The organism is Halorubrum sp. AJ67 (genome assembly GCF_000513435.1).
The window spans coordinates 56,097-73,381 of sequence record NZ_CBVY010000006.1 but is presented as its reverse complement, the minus strand read 5'-3'; the positions used below and the strand labels follow the sequence as shown (position 1 = coordinate 73,381).

At 66.9% G+C, this 17,285-nt stretch carries 13 protein-coding genes, 2 tRNA genes and 1 pseudogene (1 of these 16 only partly in view); 5 read left to right on the top strand and 11 right to left on the bottom strand.

What is annotated here, in order from left to right:
- The first annotated feature begins 11 nt into the window (after positions 1 to 11).
- On the top strand, positions 12 to 422 hold the full coding sequence (locus BN903_RS07520) for a cyclic nucleotide-binding/CBS domain-containing protein (RefSeq protein ID WP_048077156.1): 411 nt from the start codon (positions 12 to 14) through the stop codon (positions 420 to 422).
- Positions 423 to 539: 117 nt separating this feature from the next.
- Positions 540 to 1,904 carry an LLM class flavin-dependent oxidoreductase gene (locus BN903_RS07515; RefSeq protein ID WP_048077155.1) on the top strand — a complete coding sequence of 455 codons (1,365 nt, stop codon included), beginning with the start codon at positions 540 to 542 and terminating at the stop codon, positions 1,902 to 1,904.
- A gap of 317 nt (positions 1,905 to 2,221) precedes the next feature.
- Here BN903_RS07515 and BN903_RS07510 read toward each other — a convergent pair whose 3' ends face one another.
- Entirely contained in the window at positions 2,222 to 2,695 is a 474-nt protein-coding gene (locus BN903_RS07510) for a deoxyuridine 5'-triphosphate nucleotidohydrolase (RefSeq protein ID WP_048077154.1), read from the bottom strand.
- Positions 2,696 to 2,970: 275 nt separating this feature from the next.
- Here BN903_RS07510 and BN903_RS07505 point away from each other — a divergent pair, with 275 nt between their 5' ends.
- Entirely contained in the window at positions 2,971 to 4,956 is a 1,986-nt protein-coding gene (locus BN903_RS07505) for an aconitate hydratase (RefSeq protein ID WP_048077153.1), read from the top strand.
- Positions 4,957 to 5,006: 50 nt separating this feature from the next.
- Here the strand turns inward: BN903_RS07505 and BN903_RS07500 are convergent, their stop codons facing one another.
- The 9 genes from BN903_RS07500 to BN903_RS07460 form a co-directional block, all read right to left on the bottom strand.
- Complete coding sequence (locus BN903_RS07500) at positions 5,007 to 6,314, bottom strand: dicarboxylate/amino acid:cation symporter (protein ID WP_048077152.1); 1,308 nt, start codon at positions 6,312 to 6,314, stop codon at positions 5,007 to 5,009.
- A 169-nt stretch (positions 6,315 to 6,483) separates the two neighbouring features.
- The gene (locus tag BN903_RS07495) at positions 6,484 to 7,137 is read right to left on the bottom strand and encodes a 30S ribosomal protein S7 (RefSeq protein WP_048077151.1); all 654 of its coding nucleotides are present in this window, start codon (positions 7,135 to 7,137) and stop codon (positions 6,484 to 6,486) included.
- On the bottom strand, positions 7,134 to 7,562 hold the full coding sequence (locus BN903_RS07490) for a 30S ribosomal protein S12 (RefSeq protein ID WP_004599087.1): 429 nt from the start codon (positions 7,560 to 7,562) through the stop codon (positions 7,134 to 7,136). Before BN903_RS07490 ends, BN903_RS07495 begins: the two co-directional genes overlap by 4 nt.
- 239 nt (positions 7,563 to 7,801) lie before the next feature.
- Positions 7,802 to 8,218 (bottom strand): NusA-like transcription termination signal-binding factor, encoded by a 417-nt coding sequence (locus BN903_RS07485; protein WP_048077150.1) that lies wholly within the window; start codon positions 8,216 to 8,218, stop codon positions 7,802 to 7,804.
- Positions 8,218 to 9,432 (bottom strand): DNA-directed RNA polymerase subunit A'', encoded by a 1,215-nt coding sequence (gene rpoA2 / locus BN903_RS07480; RefSeq protein WP_048077149.1) that lies wholly within the window; start codon positions 9,430 to 9,432, stop codon positions 8,218 to 8,220. Before rpoA2 ends, BN903_RS07485 begins: the two co-directional genes overlap by 1 nt.
- Complete coding sequence (locus tag BN903_RS07475; protein ID WP_048077148.1) at positions 9,425 to 12,352, bottom strand: DNA-directed RNA polymerase subunit A'; 2,928 nt, start codon at positions 12,350 to 12,352, stop codon at positions 9,425 to 9,427. The genes rpoA2 and BN903_RS07475 overlap by 8 nt, the downstream gene beginning before the upstream one ends.
- Before the next feature lie 6 nt (positions 12,353 to 12,358).
- Positions 12,359 to 14,188 carry a DNA-directed RNA polymerase subunit B gene (gene rpoB, locus BN903_RS07470; protein ID WP_048077147.1) on the bottom strand — a complete coding sequence of 610 codons (1,830 nt, stop codon included), beginning with the start codon at positions 14,186 to 14,188 and terminating at the stop codon, positions 12,359 to 12,361.
- Position 14,189: 1 nt separating this feature from the next.
- Positions 14,190 to 15,755, bottom strand: a complete 1,566-nt coding sequence (locus BN903_RS07465) for a DNA-directed RNA polymerase subunit B'' (protein WP_048077146.1) — start codon at positions 15,753 to 15,755, stop codon at positions 14,190 to 14,192.
- Complete coding sequence (locus BN903_RS07460) at positions 15,752 to 15,982, bottom strand: DNA-directed RNA polymerase subunit H (RefSeq protein ID WP_048077145.1); 231 nt, start codon at positions 15,980 to 15,982, stop codon at positions 15,752 to 15,754. The genes BN903_RS07465 and BN903_RS07460 overlap by 4 nt, the downstream gene beginning before the upstream one ends.
- Before the next feature lie 288 nt (positions 15,983 to 16,270).
- On the opposite strand from BN903_RS07460, the gene BN903_RS07455 reads away from it, so the two are divergent.
- Together BN903_RS07455 and BN903_RS07450 are read left to right on the top strand one after the other, a co-directional pair.
- A tRNA-Asp gene (locus tag BN903_RS07455) sits at positions 16,271 to 16,343 on the top strand.
- Between the two features lie 29 nt (positions 16,344 to 16,372).
- Positions 16,373 to 16,445 (top strand) — tRNA-Asp (locus tag BN903_RS07450).
- A 261-nt stretch (positions 16,446 to 16,706) separates the two neighbouring features.
- On the opposite strand, the pseudogene BN903_RS07445 reads toward BN903_RS07450, so the two are convergent.
- A pseudogene (locus BN903_RS07445) lies at positions 16,707 to 17,285 on the bottom strand (histone deacetylase family protein) (it continues 194 nt past the right edge of the window).

Sequence of the window (17,285 nt, the reverse complement as noted above, 5' to 3'; positions counted from 1 at the left end):
GTTTCCCCGGTATGGACGAGATCGAAGACGTCTTCGTGGCGCGACTGATGTCGACGGACCTCCACACGGTGACGCCGGACACCTTGGTAGAGGATGCGGCCGCCGTGCTGCTCGAGAACGATATCAGCTCCGTCCTCGTCGTCGAGGAAGACGACGGGGCGCTCGTGGGGATCCTCACCTCGACGGACTTCGTCGACATCGTCGCGAAGAGCCAGCCGAAGGCCGAGACGACGGTCGAGCGGTACATGACGGCGGACCCGATCACGGCGAGTGCGCAGGACGACGTGTCGGCGGTCGCCGCGACGATGCTCGAACACGGCTTCCACCACGTGCCGGTCGTCGACGGGGACACGCCCATCGGCATCATCACCACCTCCGACTTCGCCGCGTACGTCTCCTCGCCGGAGTCGGTCTCGGCGTAGTCGATCGAGGCCGGAGACGCCGGACTCGACGGTCGTCGATGACCTCAACCGTCCGCGACCGCGACAAGTGACGCCACTTTCTGTGGTCGTATTACCCCGAAGCGCGTACGAGCACCCGTGTCCGATCACCTACATCTCAACCTCTTCACCATGACCTCGGTCGAGCACGTCTCGCCCGGGTCGTGGCGGTACCCCGGCGACCGGTCGGCGGACTACACCGACCGCGAGTACTGGACGGAGGTCGCGCGCACCGCCGAGCGAGGCGGCTTCGACGCCGTGTTCTTCGCGGACGTGCGCGGGGTCTACGACGTGTACGGCGACGACCGCGAGGTCGCCGTCGAGAAGGCGGTCCAGACGCCCGCGAACGACCCGCAGCTCGTCGTGCCCGCGATGGCGGAGGTCACCGACGACCTCGGATTCGCGGTGACGCGCTCGACGACGTACAACCACCCCTACCAGCTCGCGCGGGAGTTCTCGACGCTCGATCACCTCACCGACGGCCGGATCGCGCTCAACGTCGTCACCTCCTACCTGGAGTCGGCCGCGGAGAATCTCGGACTCGACGAGCGGATGGACAAGGAGACCCGGTACGACCGCGCCGACGAGTTCCTCGACGTCTGTTACAAGCTGTGGGAGGAGTCGTGGGACGACGACGCGGTCGAGGTCGACCGGGAGTCCGGCCGGTACAGCGACCCGGAGAAGGTACACGCGATCGACCACGAGGGCGACCACTTCTCGGTGCCCGGCCCGCACGGCTCCGAGCCGTCGCCCCAGCGCACACCGGTCGTCTATCAGGCCGGCTCCTCGGACTACGGGCGCGACTTCGCCGCGCGCAACGCCGAGGCCGTCTTCGCCAGCCAGCCGACCGAGGCGGGCGTCCGCGAGTACGTGGACGACGTGAAATCGCGCGCGGCCGACGCCGGCCGCGACCCCGAGAGCCTGAAGTTCTTCATCGGCGTCGTGCCGGTCGTCGGCGAGACGGAGGCGCTCGCGGAGGCGAAGTACGAGGAGTACAAGCGCCACGTCGACGTCGAGGCGACGCTCGCGCTGTTGTCCGGGTTCCTCGACATGGACCTCTCGGAGCTGGACCCCGACCAGAAGGTCGAACACATCGAGACGGACGCGATTCAGGGGACGATAAACGCGTTCACGAAGGCCCAGCCCGACCGGGAGTGGACGGTCCGCGAGGTCGCGGAGTTCTGCGGGCTCGGCACGACCTCGCCGAAGGTCGTCGGGACGCCCGAACAGGTCGCCGACGAGCTCCAGTACTGGCACGAGGAGGTGGGCATCCACGGGTTCAACGTCAAGGAAGTCGTCCGGCCCGACTCGCTCGTCGACTTCGTCGACCTCGTCGTCCCGGAACTCCGCGAGCGCGGCCTCGTTCCCCCGGCGGACGCGGAACCCGCGGGCGAGACGCTCCGCGAGCGGCTCCTCGGCGAGGGGCAGTCGCGGCTCCGCGCGGACCACCCCGCCCGACAGTAGCGCGAGCGAGACGCGGTCGTCCGACGGGACAGCCGGCAGGTCGTCTTTCGACCCCTTGTTGGCGAACTGTTGTGAACGGCTCGCCGTCAGCTAATACGACGGTCCTGCCGGCCCCGGCACGCTTAAGTGTCTACCACCGCTTGTCTCAGGTGACGCTTCGCTTGGAGGGCCGAAGCGTCAGCGGGGACCTACAGAACGACACGCTCGTGCCACCTTTTCCCGGCACGGGCGTGCCGTTCGTTCCTTTACATCCAGAGTGGCTCACACGTGCGGCGTCGTATCTGTGCGTCGCCAGCGTCGCGTCTGTAGTCGGACTGTTAGAGCCGTTCGCCCTGATACGCGCCGTCGTAGGTCCCGTCGTGGTCGGCCTCGGCGAACACCAGCTGTGCGATCCGCGCGCCCGGTTCGATCTCGATCGCGTGCCCCACGTCGAGCCGCCCCTCGCCGACGCCCTCGTAGCCCGCGTCCCAGACGGCGGTGTCGAGGGTACAGGCGTTCCGGAGGAGCGTCGAGCGCGGGAGGACGAAGCCGATGCGCTCCTCGGGGATCCGCACCGGCTCGCCGTATCGGACGACGTAGGTGCCCCGGTCGAGCCGGTAGCGGCCGTCCTCCGGCTCCAGTTCGCGTCGCTCGGCCACGCGCTTCCCGTCGCGCCCGACGAACCCCGGTTCCGTCGGTTCGAACACGGCGTCGACGGTGAGGTCGACGCCGTTCGGCTGTCGCTGCGCGTCGTCGAGGTCGGCACCGGCCGCGGATAGCGCCGCCGCGACCGCGGCTCCCGAGTCGAACATGCGCGTTCGGAACCACGGGGGAGCCTAAACGGTGTCGCCCGCGCTCCGGCGCAATCGCGGCCGAAGCGGCGGGTATCTCCGGAACCGCTGAAGCGGTCGAATTTTGCCGTTTCAGGCATTTAATGACCTAAAAGGGTCACCACGGATACGTATTTCACGGTGAATGGTACCACGCGGAGATTACAGCGATCGTTGCCGCATCAGGGGATCTAACACGGTCGATCTTCGGGAAACTCGCGGGTTTTATATCCACGGGAGAGCCATCTTCGCGTGATATGGGACAAACGATTACGGAGAAGATCCTCGATGACCATCTCGTCGAGGGCGAGCTGACGCCCGGCGAGGAGATCGGTATCGAGATCGATCAGGTGCTGACGCAGGACACGACGGGGACGATGGTGTGGCTCCAGTTCGAGGCCCTCGATCTGGACGAGGTCCAGACGGAGCTGGCCGCGCAGTACTGCGACCACCAGACGTACCAGTTCGACTTCAAGAACACCGACGACCACCGGTTCCTCCGCTCGGCGGCGGGCACGTACGGCGCGTACTTCTCCCGCCCCGGCAACGGGATCTGCCACCAGGTCCACAAGGAGAACTTCGCCGCGCCCGGCAAGACGCTGCTCGGCTCCGACTCGCACACGCCGACGCCCGGCGGCCTCGGCCAACTCGCGATCGGCGCGGGCGGGCTCGACATCGCCGTCGCGATGGGCGGCGGCCCCTACTACGTCGAGATGCCGGAAGTCGTCAACGTCCACCTCGAAGGCGAGCTCCCCGAGTGGGCGACCGCCAAGGACGTCGCGCTCCACCTCCTCGGCGAGCTGACCGTCAAGGGCGGCGTGGGCAAGATCTTCGAGTACACCGGACCGGGAGCCGAGAAGCTCTCGATCCCCGAGCGCACCACGATCACGAACCTCGGCACCGAGCTCGGCGCGACCTCTTCGATCTTCGCGACCGACGAGAAGACGAAAGACTGGCTCGCGCGTCAGGACCGCGAGGAGGAGTACGTCGACCTCCAGCCCGACGACGACGCGGAGTACGCCGAGACGGTCGAGGTCGACTTGAACGAGCTCGAACCGCTCGTGGCCGCGCCCTCGATGCCCGACAACGTCGCCCCCGTCAGCGAGTACGAGGGGACCGACGTCGAGCAGGTCATCGTCGGCTCCTGTACCAACGGTGCCTACGAGGACATCCTCCCCAGCGCGAAGATGCTGGAGGACCGCGAGGTCGCGAAGCAGACCGAGATGATCGTCGCGCCCGGCTCGAAGCAGGCCTCCGAGATGCTGGCCCGCGAGGGCTGGACCGCGGAGATGATGGCGGCCGGCGTCAACTTCTCCGAGGCGACCTGCGGCGCGTGTATCGGTATCGGCCACGTGCCCGCCTCCGACTCCGTCTCGCTGCGTACCTTCAACCGCAACTTCGAGGGGCGTTCCGGCATCGAGGACGACTCCGTCTTCCTCTGCTCGCCCGAGGTCGCCACCGCGGCGGCCATCACCGGCGAGATCGTCGACCCCCGCGACCTCGCGGACGAGCTCGGCGACCTCGAAGCGCCCGGCCTAGAGATGGGGACGAAGTACGGTCCCGGGATGGGGAAGGACGACTCCGACATCATCTCGCCCGACGAGGCGATCGACGACGGGCTCGTCAAGGGGCCGAACATCGGCGACGTGCCGCTGAAAGACGACATCGACGTGGACGGCGGTGAGGCCCTCCTCAAGATGGAGGACAACATCACCACCGACCACATCATCCCGGCGACGGCGGACATCCTGAAGTTCCGCTCGAACATCGAGAAGCTCTCCGAGTTCACGCTCTCGCGCGTCGACGACACGTTCGCCGAGCGCGCGCTCGCCGCCGACGGCGGCGTCCTCGTGGCCGGCGAGAACTACGGCCAGGGCTCCTCGCGCGAACACGCCGCCCTCTGTCCGATGTACCTCGGCATCGAGGCGGTCTTCGCGCAGAGCTTCGCCCGCATCCACAAGGCGAACCTGTTCAACTTCGGGATCGTCCCGCTGGCGATCGACGCGGAGACGTACGAGCGGATCGATCAGGGCGACGACCTCCACATCGTCGACGACGTGCCCGCGGGCGTCTCCTCCGGGCAGGAGGAGTTCACCGTGAGCGTCAACGGCGAGTGGGAGTTCACCGCCGACCTCGACGCCTCCGAGCGCGAGCGCGAGATCCTCTCGGCGGGCGGCAAGCTCTCGTGGGTCAAACAGCAGCACGTCGACGACGGCTCCGGCGCGACGCCGGCCGACGACTGAGCGCACAGTCGACGCCGACCGCCCGAGCGAAAGACCGATTTCTCGTTTTTTCAGTCGTCGCCAGCGGCGACGCCGGGGTCACCGCTCTCGCCGACCCACGCGCCCCGCGAGAAGTCGACGGCGTCGTTCCACTTCGCGACGACCGTCGTCACCGCGAGGTCGCCGCTGATGTTCGTCATCGTCCGCAGCCGGTCCAGTATCGGGTCCACGCCGGCGACGAACCCGACGACTTCGAGCGGAAGTCCAAGCTGCGTCAACACGAGCGTCAGCATGATGAGTCCGGTCCCCGGGACGCCGGCCGCGCCGACGCTCGCCAGCACGGCGACGAGCACGACCGTCGCCTGCTCGGCGATGGTGAGCTGGACGCCGACGAGGTTCGCGGCGAACACCGCAGCCACGCCCTGATACAGCGCGGTACCGTCCATGTTGATCGTCGCGCCGAGCGGCAGGGAGAAGCTGTACACCCCCTCGTCGATGTGGAAGTTGTCGTCGGCGTTCGCCATCGTCACGGGCAGCGTCCCGGACGAGGAGCGGATCGACAGGGCGGTGATGAGCGCGTCGCGACCGCCCGAGAGGAACGCGACCGGCGACTGTCCGGCGAGCAGCCGCACGAGGACGGCGAGGTGAACGACCGCGATGTGAGCGACCACGGCGATCGCGAGCGCCGCGATGAGCAGCGCGAACGGGACGATGGCGTCGACGCCCGCCCGCCCGAACACAGCCGCCATCAGGGCGAACACGCCGACGACGCCGTACTCCATCACGCCCCAGACCACCTTGAACATCGCCTCGGCCCCGGCCTCCGCGAGGTCGTAGAACGACTCGACCCCGTTTCGGATGTCCGGCGAGTCGGTGGACTGCTCGACGAGCGCCAAGGCGATGCCGAACACGATGACGAAGAAAATGGTCGGGAGGATGTCACCCGAGGCCATCGCGCCGATGGGGTTCTGGGGGACGATCCCAAGAATCACCTCGACGATGTCGGGCGCTTCCGCGGTCTGTGCCTCCGCGTCACCCAATTCGAGGTTGACCCCGGGGTCGATGAGGTTCGCGACCAGCAGTCCGAAGCCGACCGCCGCGGCCGAGGTGAGGGCGTACAGCCCGACCACCTGCCCGCCGATCTTACCGAGGTTGCTCGGCGAGAGCCGGCGCGCCCCCATCAGGAGGGTGAACACGACGATGGGGACGATCAGCATGCTCAGGAGGTTCACGAACAGGTCGCCGAGCGGCTGGAGCGCCGTCGCGGGCTGCCCCACCGCGAGTCCGACGAGCGAGCCGAGCGCGAAGGCCAGCCCGATCCGGTAGACGATCGGTACCGCGCGATACCGGTTCCACGACCGCGTGAGTGTGTTCGCCATACCCATGGGTGTCATTAGACCAGCGGTAAGTAGGTGTCGCAGCCGTGAAACGTTCGCCGCGACCGGTGACGCGAGCGGTCGTCAAGCGCGGCCCTCGGGACGTGTCGACGGACCCGCCGGTAGTCGGCGTAGCGAGTCGGAGAGAAACGGCCCGTCGGTCGGTCCGACGTCAGCGGGCCGCAGCGGCGACGCGTTCGCGCTCTTCCTTCTGCGAGATGGAGTAGGAGGCCTCGACGTCGTAGTCGGCGGCGGAGATCAGTTCGTTCGCGAGCGCCTCGGCGGCCGAGGTCGTCGACTTGTACGTCGCGCTGGCGACGCCGTCAGAGATGAAAAGCAGCGCCTGGTCGACGCGGCGCTGGGGCGCGACGTCGACGGCCTTCGGGACGGAGATGCCGCCGTACTTCAGGCGGACGGTCTCCTCGCGAGGCGCGGCGTTCTCGACGGCCGTCACGAGGATCTGGACCGGGTTCTCCTCGGTCCGCTCGTGAACGATATCGAAGGCGTCACGGACGATCCGCGTCGCCTGCTGTTTCTTCCCCGTGTTCTCGTCGGTCTGCATCAGGCGGTTGATCAGCCGCTCGACGAGGGAAATTTCGGACTTCTTGAACTGCTTGGACGCGTGGCGACCCATCGTGTGCGCGATGGGCGTCACCGTCATGTACCGCTTCGTCGAGGGGTCCTCGTAGGCGATCTCGGTGACATCCCAGACGCCGAACAGCTTGGCGTTCTCGTTTGCGGCCTCGCTGGACGCGGGCGCGTCCGGATCCGGCTCGTCGGCGGCGACGTCCTCGCCGGACGCCGCCTCGGTCTCCTCACCGCTCATCTGACCGGTTTCTCCGCGTTCCCGCGAACCAGTTCGATCATCGACACGCCGTTGACCTTCTCGACCTTGTAGTTGACGCCAGAGAGGTCGCCCATCGCGCGACCCTTCGCGCCGCCGATCCCGGCAATCGTGACCTCGTCGTGTTCGTCGATGAAGGAAATCGCGCCGTCACCGGGACAGAACGCGGTGACCTGTTTCCCGTTTTTGATGAGCTGAACCCGGACGCACTTTCGGATCGCCGAGTTCGGCTGCTTTGCCTCGATGCCGACCTTTTCCAAGACGATGCCGCGCGCCTGCGGGGCACCCTCAAGCGGGTCGGACTTCTTTTTGAGCCCGCGCTCGCGCCGAGCGTACTCGGAGTCGGACCAGCGACGCTTCTGCCGGTCCTTTTTGAGCTTACGGGCCGCGTACTTGCCGTTCGCCATCGTACATCCACTTCCGAACGGAGCTACTTAAGCGTCGTCTTTCTCCGACGCGAAACGCCCTCAGATCCGTCGAGAGGTATCGCTCGGAGGATCTGAGGGCGTCTCACGGATCGAACGACGGACGCAAAACAACGTTGAGCCGATAAGCCGGCGCGAGACGTCGTCGTTCGTGCGATCAGTCAGGGCGACCGACCCCCGAACGTTCGCCGCCCTCGCAGGCGAAACGAGAGCGGGACGCGTCAGGTCAGCTGTACGTCGTCGACGTCGTAGTGCCGCTCCGCGAGCCGGCGCGCGGTCTCGATGTTCGCCCCGTCCGCGCCGATGGCGACGCCGCGGTCCGCCTCGGGGACCTCGACGTACGCCACGCGATCGGTCTGCTCTGAGATGGTGACGGCGTTGACGGCCGCCGGCGCGAGCGTGCTCGCGACGAACGCCTCGGCGGTGTCCGCGTCCTCGACCAGTTCGATCGACTTCGCGAGCCGGCGTTCGGCCTCCGCGACGGTCTCGCCGCCCTGTCCGATCGCGGCCGCCATCTCGCCCGCGGGCACCACGAACACGAGGCGGTCGCCCTCCACGAGGCAGTCGGTCGGCGTGACGCCGGTCAGCTCGTCGAACCGACCGATGTAGCGCCGCGCCTCGTCGGAGAGCTCGCGCATCAGTCGTCGCTCACGACACGCGACCCCATCCGGAGGTCGACGTCGCCGGTCCCCATCGAGATGGGCTTACCGGCGATGACGTTCTCGATGACGCCGTCGAGCTCGTCGTACTCGCCGTGGATCGCGGCGTCGAGCAGGTGGTTCACCGTCACCTCGAACGCCGCGCGCGCGAGGACCGAGTCCTTGTTGCCGGAGATACCGTGCCGGCCGATCGACTCGATCTCGCCGTTGTTCGTCATGATGTCCGCGACGAGCATGAGGTGCCGGACGTTCACGTCGTCGAGCCCCTGCTCTTCGAGCGTGTTCTTCGTCTCGTCGATGATGGTCTCGCGGGCCGCCTCGACGCCGAGGTTCCGGTAGATCTCGTGGATGTTGTTACACGTCGACCGGGAGGCGTCGACGCCCTCGATCGCGAGGGTGTCGCCGAACGCCGACCCCTCGGTGTAGAGGACGAACTCCTCGCCGCCGTCGATCTCCTCTTTGCGGATGACGACGCGTTCGATCTCCTCGATCCCCTTGAAGACGATCTCGCGGAGCCGCTCGACGAGCTGGAGCAGCTCGCGGTAGCTCGGCTCGTTGGGACCGAACTCGACCACGGTGCCCGACTGCCGGGCGTTCACGCCGAGCGCGTCCTCGATCGTCTCCGCGATGATCTCCGCGATCTCAGCGGGGTTCGAGTGGGTCGGCCACCGCTCTAAGAGCGTGTCGTCGTTCAGGTCGATCCGGACCAGCATGTCCGCGACGTTCGTCGACACGTCGCCGAGCGCGAGGATGCGCGTCGCCTCGATCGACCAGACGACCTCGTGAGCCTTCTCGCGGTCGGTCGCGTACTCCTCTTCGAGATACACCGTCATCATCGGCGTGTCCGGCGTCTTCCGGGCGTCCACTAGCTCGATGAGCCGCGGCAGCCCCTGCGTGACGTCGATCTCGGCGACGCCGGCGTAGTGGAACGTGTTCATCGTCATCTGCGTCCCGGGCTCGCCGATCGACTGCGCCGAGACGGTGCCCACCGGATCCAAGGGGTCGACCCGCGTCTGCTCGTAGCGGTTCTCGACGCCCTCGACGACGTCCGTCGCCTGCTCGATGGTGACCTCGCCGGTCTCCTCGGCCTTGCGGTCGAGCGCCTCGTACACCTTCGTCTTGAGCCGGCGGGGGAGCTCGGTCGCCTCGACGACCGCCTCCATGTCGTCGGTGACGTGGTCGTATTCAGTCATCCGACTCCACCTCCAGTTCGGCGGCCTTGTTCAGGCCCGGTCCGGCGTGCTCCGAGAGGTTCGTCGGCGGCTCGCGCTCGCCGAGGAACCGCTCTTTCTCCTCGCTGGACTCGAACTCGGCGTCGACGACGCGGTCGACGATGCCGTCGACGTCGATGCCGTCCTCCTCGCCGGAAGAGACCTTCACCGGCGAGGTGCCGTCCTCGCCGAACTCGAACTGGACGATCCGGCCCGAGGTGTCCCGGACCGTGCCGTCGTACTGCGCCTCCAGCTCGGAGAGCGCGTTGATGAGCCGACGCTGGAGGTAGCCGGACTTGGAGGTCCGGACCGCCGTGTCGACCAGCCCCTCGCGGCCGCCCATCGCGTGGAAGAAGAACTCCTCGGGGGTGAGCCCGCCGCGGTAGGAATTCTCCACGAAGCCGTGCGCCTCCGAAGAGAGGTCGTTCGGCCGGTAGTGAGAGAGCGTCCGGTCCTCGTAGCCGCGGTTGATCCGCTCGCCGCGGACCGCCTGCTGGCCGACGGAACCGGCCATCTGCGTCAGGTTCAGCATCGAGCCACGCGCACCCGAGCGGGCCATCACGACCGCCGGGTTGTCGTCGCCGAAGTGCTGGTCGGCGATCTCCCCGGCCGAGTCGCGGGCCTTCCCGAGCGTCTGCATGATCTTCATCTCCAGCGTCTCGTCGACGCCGCGCCCGGGAAGCGACTCAAGCTCGCCGGCCTCGTAGGTCGCGATCAGTTCCTGAACGCGGTCGTAGGCGCTCTCGATCGCGTCGTCGACCTGCTCTTCGGCCTCCGGCGGGATCGACTCGTCGTCGATCCCGATCGAGAACCCGAAGTTCATGATCGCGCGCATCGCCAGCGACGCGATCTCGTTGATGAACACGCGCGAGCGCGTCTCGCCGTACTCCTTCGTGAGCGTGTCGACGACTTCGCCGCCGAACGCGCCGACCGCGTCCTCGTCGATGGTGCCCTCGATCAGCTGGCCGTCCTCGATGACGACGTCGTCGCCCGCCGACGACGTGAACGACAGGTCCAGATCGTCGGGGAGCAGCTCCGAGAACAGCGTCCGACCGGTCCAGTACTCGCGGCCCTCGTCGTCGACGCCGTCCGCCTCGGGCAGCTCGTCGACGCGAGTCGCGCGCAGCAGGTCGAGCGCCTGCGTCTCCGTGAACTCGGGGTTCGAGTGCGTGAGCAGATACGTCCCGGAGATGTGGTCTTGGATCGCGCCGATGATGTTCCCGCCGAAGCGGGGGCTCAGGATCTGCTCTTGGACGCGCATGAGGACGCGCGCCTCGGCGCGAGCCTCCTCGTTTTGCAGCGCGTGCATGTTCATCTCGTCGCCGTCGAAGTCGGCGTTGTACGGCGGACAGACGACGGTGTTGAGCCGGAACGTCTTGTACGGCATCACCACGACCTCGTGGGCCATGATGGACATCCGGTGGAGCGACGGCTGCCGGTTGAAGATCACGATGTCGCCGTCCACGAGGTGGCGGTTCACCTCCCAGTCGGGCTCGACCTTCTCGGCGAGCTCCTCGCAGTTCTTCTCGGTTACCTTCAGCCGGCGACCGTCGGGGCGGCGCACGTAGTTGGCTCCGGGGTGGGCCTCCGGCCCGTTCCGGACGTACTGGCGCGCCTCCTCGACGTTGCGCTCGGTGACGTTGAGCGTCTGGGTCATCTCCATGGCGACCCGGTCCGGAACGCCGACCTCGTTCAGCGAGAGCGTCGGGTCGGGCGAGATGACGGTCCGGGCGGAGAAGTTGACGCGTTTCCCCGAAAGCGAGCCGCGGAAGCGGCCCTCCTTCCCCTTCAGCCGCTGGCTGAGGGTCTTGAGGGGACGACCGGAGCGGTGTCGCGCCGGCGGCGTCCCGCTGATCTCGTTGTCGACGAACGTGGTGACGTGGTACTGGAGGAGTTCCCAGAGGTCCTCGATGATCAGCTGCGGCGCGCCCGCCTCGCGGTTCTCCATGAACCGCTGGTTGATCCGGATAATGTCGACCAGCTTGTGGGTGAGGTCGTCCTCGGAGCGCTGGCCGTTGTCCAGCGTGATCGAGGGTCGGGTGGTGACCGGCGGGACCGGCAGCACCGTCAGGATCATCCACTCCGGGCGGGAGTGCTCGGAGTCGATGCCGAGGACCTCCAGATCCTCGTCCGGGATGTCCTCGAACCAGTCGCGGATGTCCGAGGGCATCAGCTTGTTCATGTCCTCCTCGGTCAGATCGACGTCGAGCGCCTTCTCGATGGCGCGGCGGTCATCCTTGCGCGGGCGGAACTCGCCGGCCATGATCTCGTTGATCCGGTCGAGGGCGATGTCCGTCTCCTCGGCCAGCTCCTGCGGCGAGGTGCCCGGGTCGTCCTCCTCCTCGTCGGGCTGCATCGCGGCCGCGATGCGCTCGGAGTAGTCGCCCGAGAGAACGTCTTGGACCTCGTAGTAGGTGGTCGGCTTCTCGTGTTTGATGTCCGCCTGCGGCTCGCCACAGAACGGACAGGTGGACGCCTTTCGGGCCTGCCGGACGGCCGCCTTCAGCACGTCGTGTTCGTCGTCGCCGAGCTCCTTCGCCCGCTCGTAGCGGTCGCGGAACTCGTCGCGCTGCGCCTCGTCCAAGGCGAGCTTCCCGCACTCGCGACACGTCGAGCGGAGCAGCCGCCGGATGAGCTTGGTAAAGCCGACGTGGATGACCGGCGCGGCCAGCTCGATGTGGCCGAAGTGGCCGTTACAGGAGCCGGAGTGCGAGCCGCAGGTCCGACACTCCAGTCCGGGGTCGATAACGCCCAGTCGCGGGTCCATCAGCCCCATGTCGATCGGATAGCCGTCGTCGTCGTACGTGTCGGCCGTGATCACTTTCGTCGCGGACATGTCCCGGTACGTCTCCGGGTCCATGAGTCCGAAGTCGATCCCGCCGAGCACTTTCGGTGTTTGCATTGACATCTAAATCGCGTCCTCCAGTTCGAGTTTCGGTCGGATGCCGAGGGCGATCATCTCGTCGAGCAGCAGCTTGAACGCGTAGCTGACCTCCAGCTCGTGGATGTCGTCCTCGTCGCCCGTGACCGGGTCGTACACGCGGCGCTGCTCGCGGTCCTCGACCGCGACGAGCCCCGTCTCCGCGGAGACGTGGACCGTCTCGGCGTCCGAGGACTCCAGCAGCCGCTCGTTGAGCACCATCGACGCGCCGTGGCCGATGATCGTGTCGCGCTCCATCTCTCCGACGCGCAGCCCGCCCTCGCGGGCGCGCCCCTCGGTCGGCTGGCGCGTGAGCACCTGAACCGGCCCGCGCGAGCGGGCGTGGAGCTTGTTCGACACCATGTGGTACAGCTTGTGGTAGAAGATCGTCCCGACGAAGATCTCGGCGTCGATCTTCTCGCCGGTGACGCCGGAGTACATGACCTCCTTGCCGGAGGACTTGAACCCGTGGTCCTCCAGTCCGTCGCGGAGCTCCTCCTCGTCTTCGCCCTGGAACGGCGTCCCGTCGACCCGCGAGCCCCGGAGCGAACCGACCTTCCCGCCGAGCATCTCCAGCACGTGGCCGACCGTCATCCGCGACGGCAGCGCGTGCGGGTTCATCACGAGGTCGGGGACGACCCCCTCCTCGGTGAACGGCATGTCCTCTTGGGGCGCGAGGTGGCCGACGACGCCCTTCTGGCCGTGTCGGGACGCGAACTTGTCGCCCAGTTCGGGGACGCGCTGGTCGCGCACCTTCACCTTCGAGAGCTTAGAGCCGTCCTCGCCCTCCATCAGCGTCACCGTGTCGACGACGCCGGACTCGCCCGAGCGCATCGTGACCGAGGTCTCGCGACGCTTCTGTGGGGAGAGTCCGCCCATGTCGTCCGGCTCTTCGAGGAAGCGCGGCGGACTGGTCTTGCCGAGCAGGACCGAGGACTCGTCGACTTTCGTCTCGGGGTTGACGAGGCCGTCCTCGTCGAGGTGGGTGTAGGCGTCCTCGCCGCGCGCGCCGCGAACGTCCTGATCGGGGATCTCGAAGCGGTCCTCCTGCCCGCCGGGGTATCGCCGCTCCTCGCCCTCGTAGGTCCGGAAGAAGTGCGAGCGGGTGAGCGCGCGGTCGACCGACCCCTGGTTCATCACCAAGGCGTCCTCGATGTTGAACCCCTCGTAGGACATCACGGCCACGACGAAGTTCTGCGCCGCCGGCCGCTTGTCGAAGCTGATCTGGTCAGACGTCTGCGTCTTCACCATCGCCAGCTGCGGGTAGTGCAGGAGGTGCTGACGCGTGTCCGGCCGGATCCGGTAGTTGGCAGAGGGGAGCCCGAGCGACTGCTTCATCATCCCCGCGCCCATCGTAATCCGGGGGCTCGCGTTGTGTTCGGGGTACGGGATCATCCCCGCGCCGATGCCGAACACCAGTTGCGGGTCGATCTCGAGGTGCGTGTGGTCCTCGGACACGTCCTCCTCGTCGACGGCGACGAGGATGTCCTCCTCCTCCTCGGCGTCGATAAACTCGACGTAGCCGCGCTCGACGAGGTCCTCGAACTCGACATCGCCGCGTTCGAGCGCCTCGATCTCCTCGTCGCCGAGGAGCGGTTCGCCGTTCTCGACGACGATGAGCGGACGTCGCGCCCGCCCCGCATCCGCGTTGACGATGACCTCTCGGGTCCGGTCTTTCACGGAGACGTTCACCATCTCGCTCACGTCGCCGCGGCGGCGCGCCTCGCGAATCTGTTCTGCGAGCTCGTCCGGGTTCTCGTGGGTGCCCACGAGGCTCCCGTTGACGTACACCTTCGCTTCGCGTTCTGCTTGTGCCATATTAGTCGTCCGCCGTCTGTCGTTCGACGCCCTCGATGCCGGGGATCCCCTCGACACCCATCGACGCCAGTTCTCGTTTCAGCCCCTGTTCGTCCTCGACGGTCTGTGACAGCTCCATCGCCTGCGCGAAGTTCTTCACCAGCCCGCAGTTCGGTCCCTCCGGGGTCTCGGAGGGGCAGATGCGACCCCACTGGGTCGCGTGGAGGTCCCGCGCCTCGAAGTGCGGCTGCGACCGCGACAGCGGCGACCGAAGCCGCCGGAGGTGCGAGAGCACGCCCATGTAGTCCGTCCGGTCGACGAGCTGGGAGACCCCAGAGCGCCCGCCGACCCAGTTGCCCGTCGCGATCGGGTGTTCGAGCCGCTCGGTCAGCACGTCCGAGCGGACCACCGTGTTGACGGTGAGCTGCCGGTTCCGCATGTTCGCGCGTTCGAGCTGGTACTTCACGTCGCGCGCCAGCTTGTTGAGCGCGGTGCGGAACAGGTCGCGCATGAGGTCGCCGGAGACCTTCAGGCGCTTGTTCGCGTAGTGGTCCTTGTCGTCGGCCTCGCGGCGGTCCAAGGCGAGTTCGAAACACGCCTCGGCCATCCGGCAGAGGTAGTACGCCTTGTTGATCCGCACGTCCTCCTCGTCGACGCCCTCCTCGTGGAGGTGCGGGAGGAGGTAGCGGTCGATGACGTAGTTCGCCCGCTTGAGCTGGTAGTTCTTCCCCTGCCCGGAGGCGACGCGCTCGCCGAGGGTCTCGATGGCCTCCTCGGTCGTCTGGACCGAGGCCTCCTCTAAGTTCTCCAGCATGAACTTCACGATCTCGGGGTCGTCCGAGACGCGGTGGACGATCTCCTCGTCCGACTCTAAGCCGAGCGCGCGGACGAGCGTCACGAAGTCGATCGACCCCGAGACGGACGGGAACGACACTTCGAGCAGCCCCTCGCGGTTGCGCTCGCACAGCACCAGCGCGCGGTACCCGCGGCGCTGGGAGAACGTCTTCGCGACCTGGATCTCGTCGCCGTACTTCGAGTCGTACTCGGCGAGGATCTTGTTCGGGGCGAGGTCCTCCGATGTCATCAGCACGCGCTCGGAGCCGTTGACGATGAAGTAGCCGCCGGGGTCGACGGGGTCCTCGCCGATGTCGATGAGCTCCTCGTCGGAGAAGCCCGCCATGTTACACTTGTTTGAGCCGACCATGATCGGCATCCGACCGACCTTAGTCTCGGTCGTGTCGACGACCTGCTCCGGCTCGTCCTCGCCGCCGCGAATGACGGACATCTCCATGAAGACCGGCGCGGAGTAGGTGATGTTGCGCAGCCGGGCTTCCTGCGGGTACAGCAATTCCTCCGACCCGTCGGCCTCGCGGACGCGGGGGGTCGCCATCCGCACGTCACCGAGCTCGACGTACACCGGCTCCTGGCCCTCCTTGTCGCCGATGTCCGTCTCGATCGTCTCCTTCTCGTCGACGACCTCCTGCATGCCGCGGTCCAGGAAGTTGTTGAACGAGCGGAAGTGGTGTTCGGCGAGCCGTTCGTCTGAGAAGTATTCGCGTGAAACCACGCGTCGATCTTGCCTGTTCATGAGACGACCAGTCGGTACACGACCGCCTCGTCGGTCGTGCGAGAGTTTCGAACGATCTTCACCACGTCGCCGACCTCGGCCTCGTCGGGGATCGCGGGATCGGTACGTTTGATCTTCGGTAAGTGGGTCTTCTTCACGTCGTACTCCGCCAGGACCGATTCGACCTCCTCGGGGTCGTCGAGGAGGACGTGGTCCGGGACGAGTTCGTGTTGGCTTACGTCTACCATGGGTGCTGGTGGTGGGGAGAAGCTATCACGAGATACTACAGATGTGTACACGCGCCAGCGGCATAAGACTTACCAAGCGCCGCTGCGCACCGCTCACGAGTCGGGGGCGTTCGACACTCACACGCACGCGAGGTTCCCACAAAAGGATACCGGATAAGACGGGTATCGCGAGCCGTCGACCCCTTCGCCGTCCCCACCGACAGGCCAAAAGTTCCTGTCACCGACCCCCACCCTCGTCGGGGATGACAAGCCTTATTTGCCAGACAGGGGTACGAACTGATGCGACAAGCCCGGATGGTGTAGTGGCCCATCATACGACCCTGTCACGGTCGTGACGCGGGTTCAAATCCCGCTCCGGGCGTCCCCAGTTTCGGGGCGCTGTCGCTGTTTGCCCGGATGGTGTAGTGGCCCATCATACGACCCTGTCACGGTCGTGACGCGGGTTCAAATCCCGCTCCGGGCGTCTTTCGCTGTCGCAACAACGAACAAGAAGCGAAGCGACGAGTGAGTTCTGCGACAGCAAAGCGCCAGAGGATTTGAACCCTATCAGTCGCGCGCAGCGACCGACGGGAGCGAGCACGTCTGATTCCGGTTCAAATCCCGCTCCGGGCGTTTTGTCGACGCCGATTACGAGCAAAGAGCGGCGGCGACGAGCGATTCCGGCATCGACGAACCAACGAGCGGTAAGCATCGCGAATCGCGAGTCTGACGACTCGTTTCCGAGCTACAGATCCAGTTCCGATCGGAGGTCGGCGACAAGCGACTCCGTCTTCTCGTCCGGCTCCTCGTCGGTGGCGACGGGGGTCCGTCCGTCGTACGTCTCGTGGACCATCGAGACGCCCTCGGCGAGCGTGTCGAGTCCGTATCCGCCTTCGAGGACGTACGCGTCGGCGGCGTCGACGTCGCTCGCGAGCGTCCGGATCCGGTCGGTCAACAGCGCGTACCCTTCGGAGGAGACGCGCATCCGCGAGATGGGGTCGTGGCGGTGCGCGTCGAAGCCCGCGGAGACGAGCAACAGGTCGGGGTCGAACCGGTCGACGGCCGGTGCGATCGCCTCGTCAACGGCGTACAGGTAGTCGGCATCGCCCGCGCCGGCCGCCAGCGGGAGGTTCGCGGTCGTCCCCGCCCCGTCCCCCTCGCCGGTCTCGTCGAGCGCGCCCGTGTCCGGGTAGAGGCCATCCTCGTGGATCGAGGCGTAGAAGACGTCGCCGCGATCGTAGAAGATGTCCTGCGTGCCGTTCCCGTGGTGGACGTCCCAGTCGAAGATCGCGACGCGGTCCGCGAGGCCCCGTCGAGGACGGTC

Bases quoted from the DNA above. Each gene is read 5' to 3' on its own strand.
- BN903_RS07520 (WP_048077156.1), top strand. From the start codon at position 12: ATGGACGAGATCGAAGACGTCTTCGTGGCGCGACTGATGTCGACGGAC.
- BN903_RS07510 (WP_048077154.1), bottom strand. From the start codon at position 2,695: ATGTTCGACTCGGGAGCCGCGGTCGCGGCGGCGCTATCCGCGGCCGGT.
- BN903_RS07505 (WP_048077153.1), top strand. From the start codon at position 2,971: ATGGGACAAACGATTACGGAGAAGATCCTCGATGACCATCTCGTCGAG.
- BN903_RS07500 (WP_048077152.1), bottom strand. From the start codon at position 6,314: ATGGCGAACACACTCACGCGGTCGTGGAACCGGTATCGCGCGGTACCG.
- BN903_RS07495 (WP_048077151.1), bottom strand. From the start codon at position 7,137: ATGAGCGGTGAGGAGACCGAGGCGGCGTCCGGCGAGGACGTCGCCGCC.
- BN903_RS07490 (WP_004599087.1), bottom strand. From the start codon at position 7,562: ATGGCGAACGGCAAGTACGCGGCCCGTAAGCTCAAAAAGGACCGGCAG.
- BN903_RS07485 (WP_048077150.1), bottom strand. From the start codon at position 8,218: ATGCGCGAGCTCTCCGACGAGGCGCGGCGCTACATCGGTCGGTTCGAC.
- rpoA2 (WP_048077149.1), bottom strand. From the start codon at position 9,432: ATGACTGAATACGACCACGTCACCGACGACATGGAGGCGGTCGTCGAG.
- BN903_RS07475 (WP_048077148.1), bottom strand. From the start codon at position 12,352: ATGCAAACACCGAAAGTGCTCGGCGGGATCGACTTCGGACTCATGGAC.
- rpoB (WP_048077147.1), bottom strand. From the start codon at position 14,188: ATGGCACAAGCAGAACGCGAAGCGAAGGTGTACGTCAACGGGAGCCTC.
- BN903_RS07465 (WP_048077146.1), bottom strand. From the start codon at position 15,755: ATGAACAGGCAAGATCGACGCGTGGTTTCACGCGAATACTTCTCAGAC.
- BN903_RS07460 (WP_048077145.1), bottom strand. From the start codon at position 15,982: ATGGTAGACGTAAGCCAACACGAACTCGTCCCGGACCACGTCCTCCTC.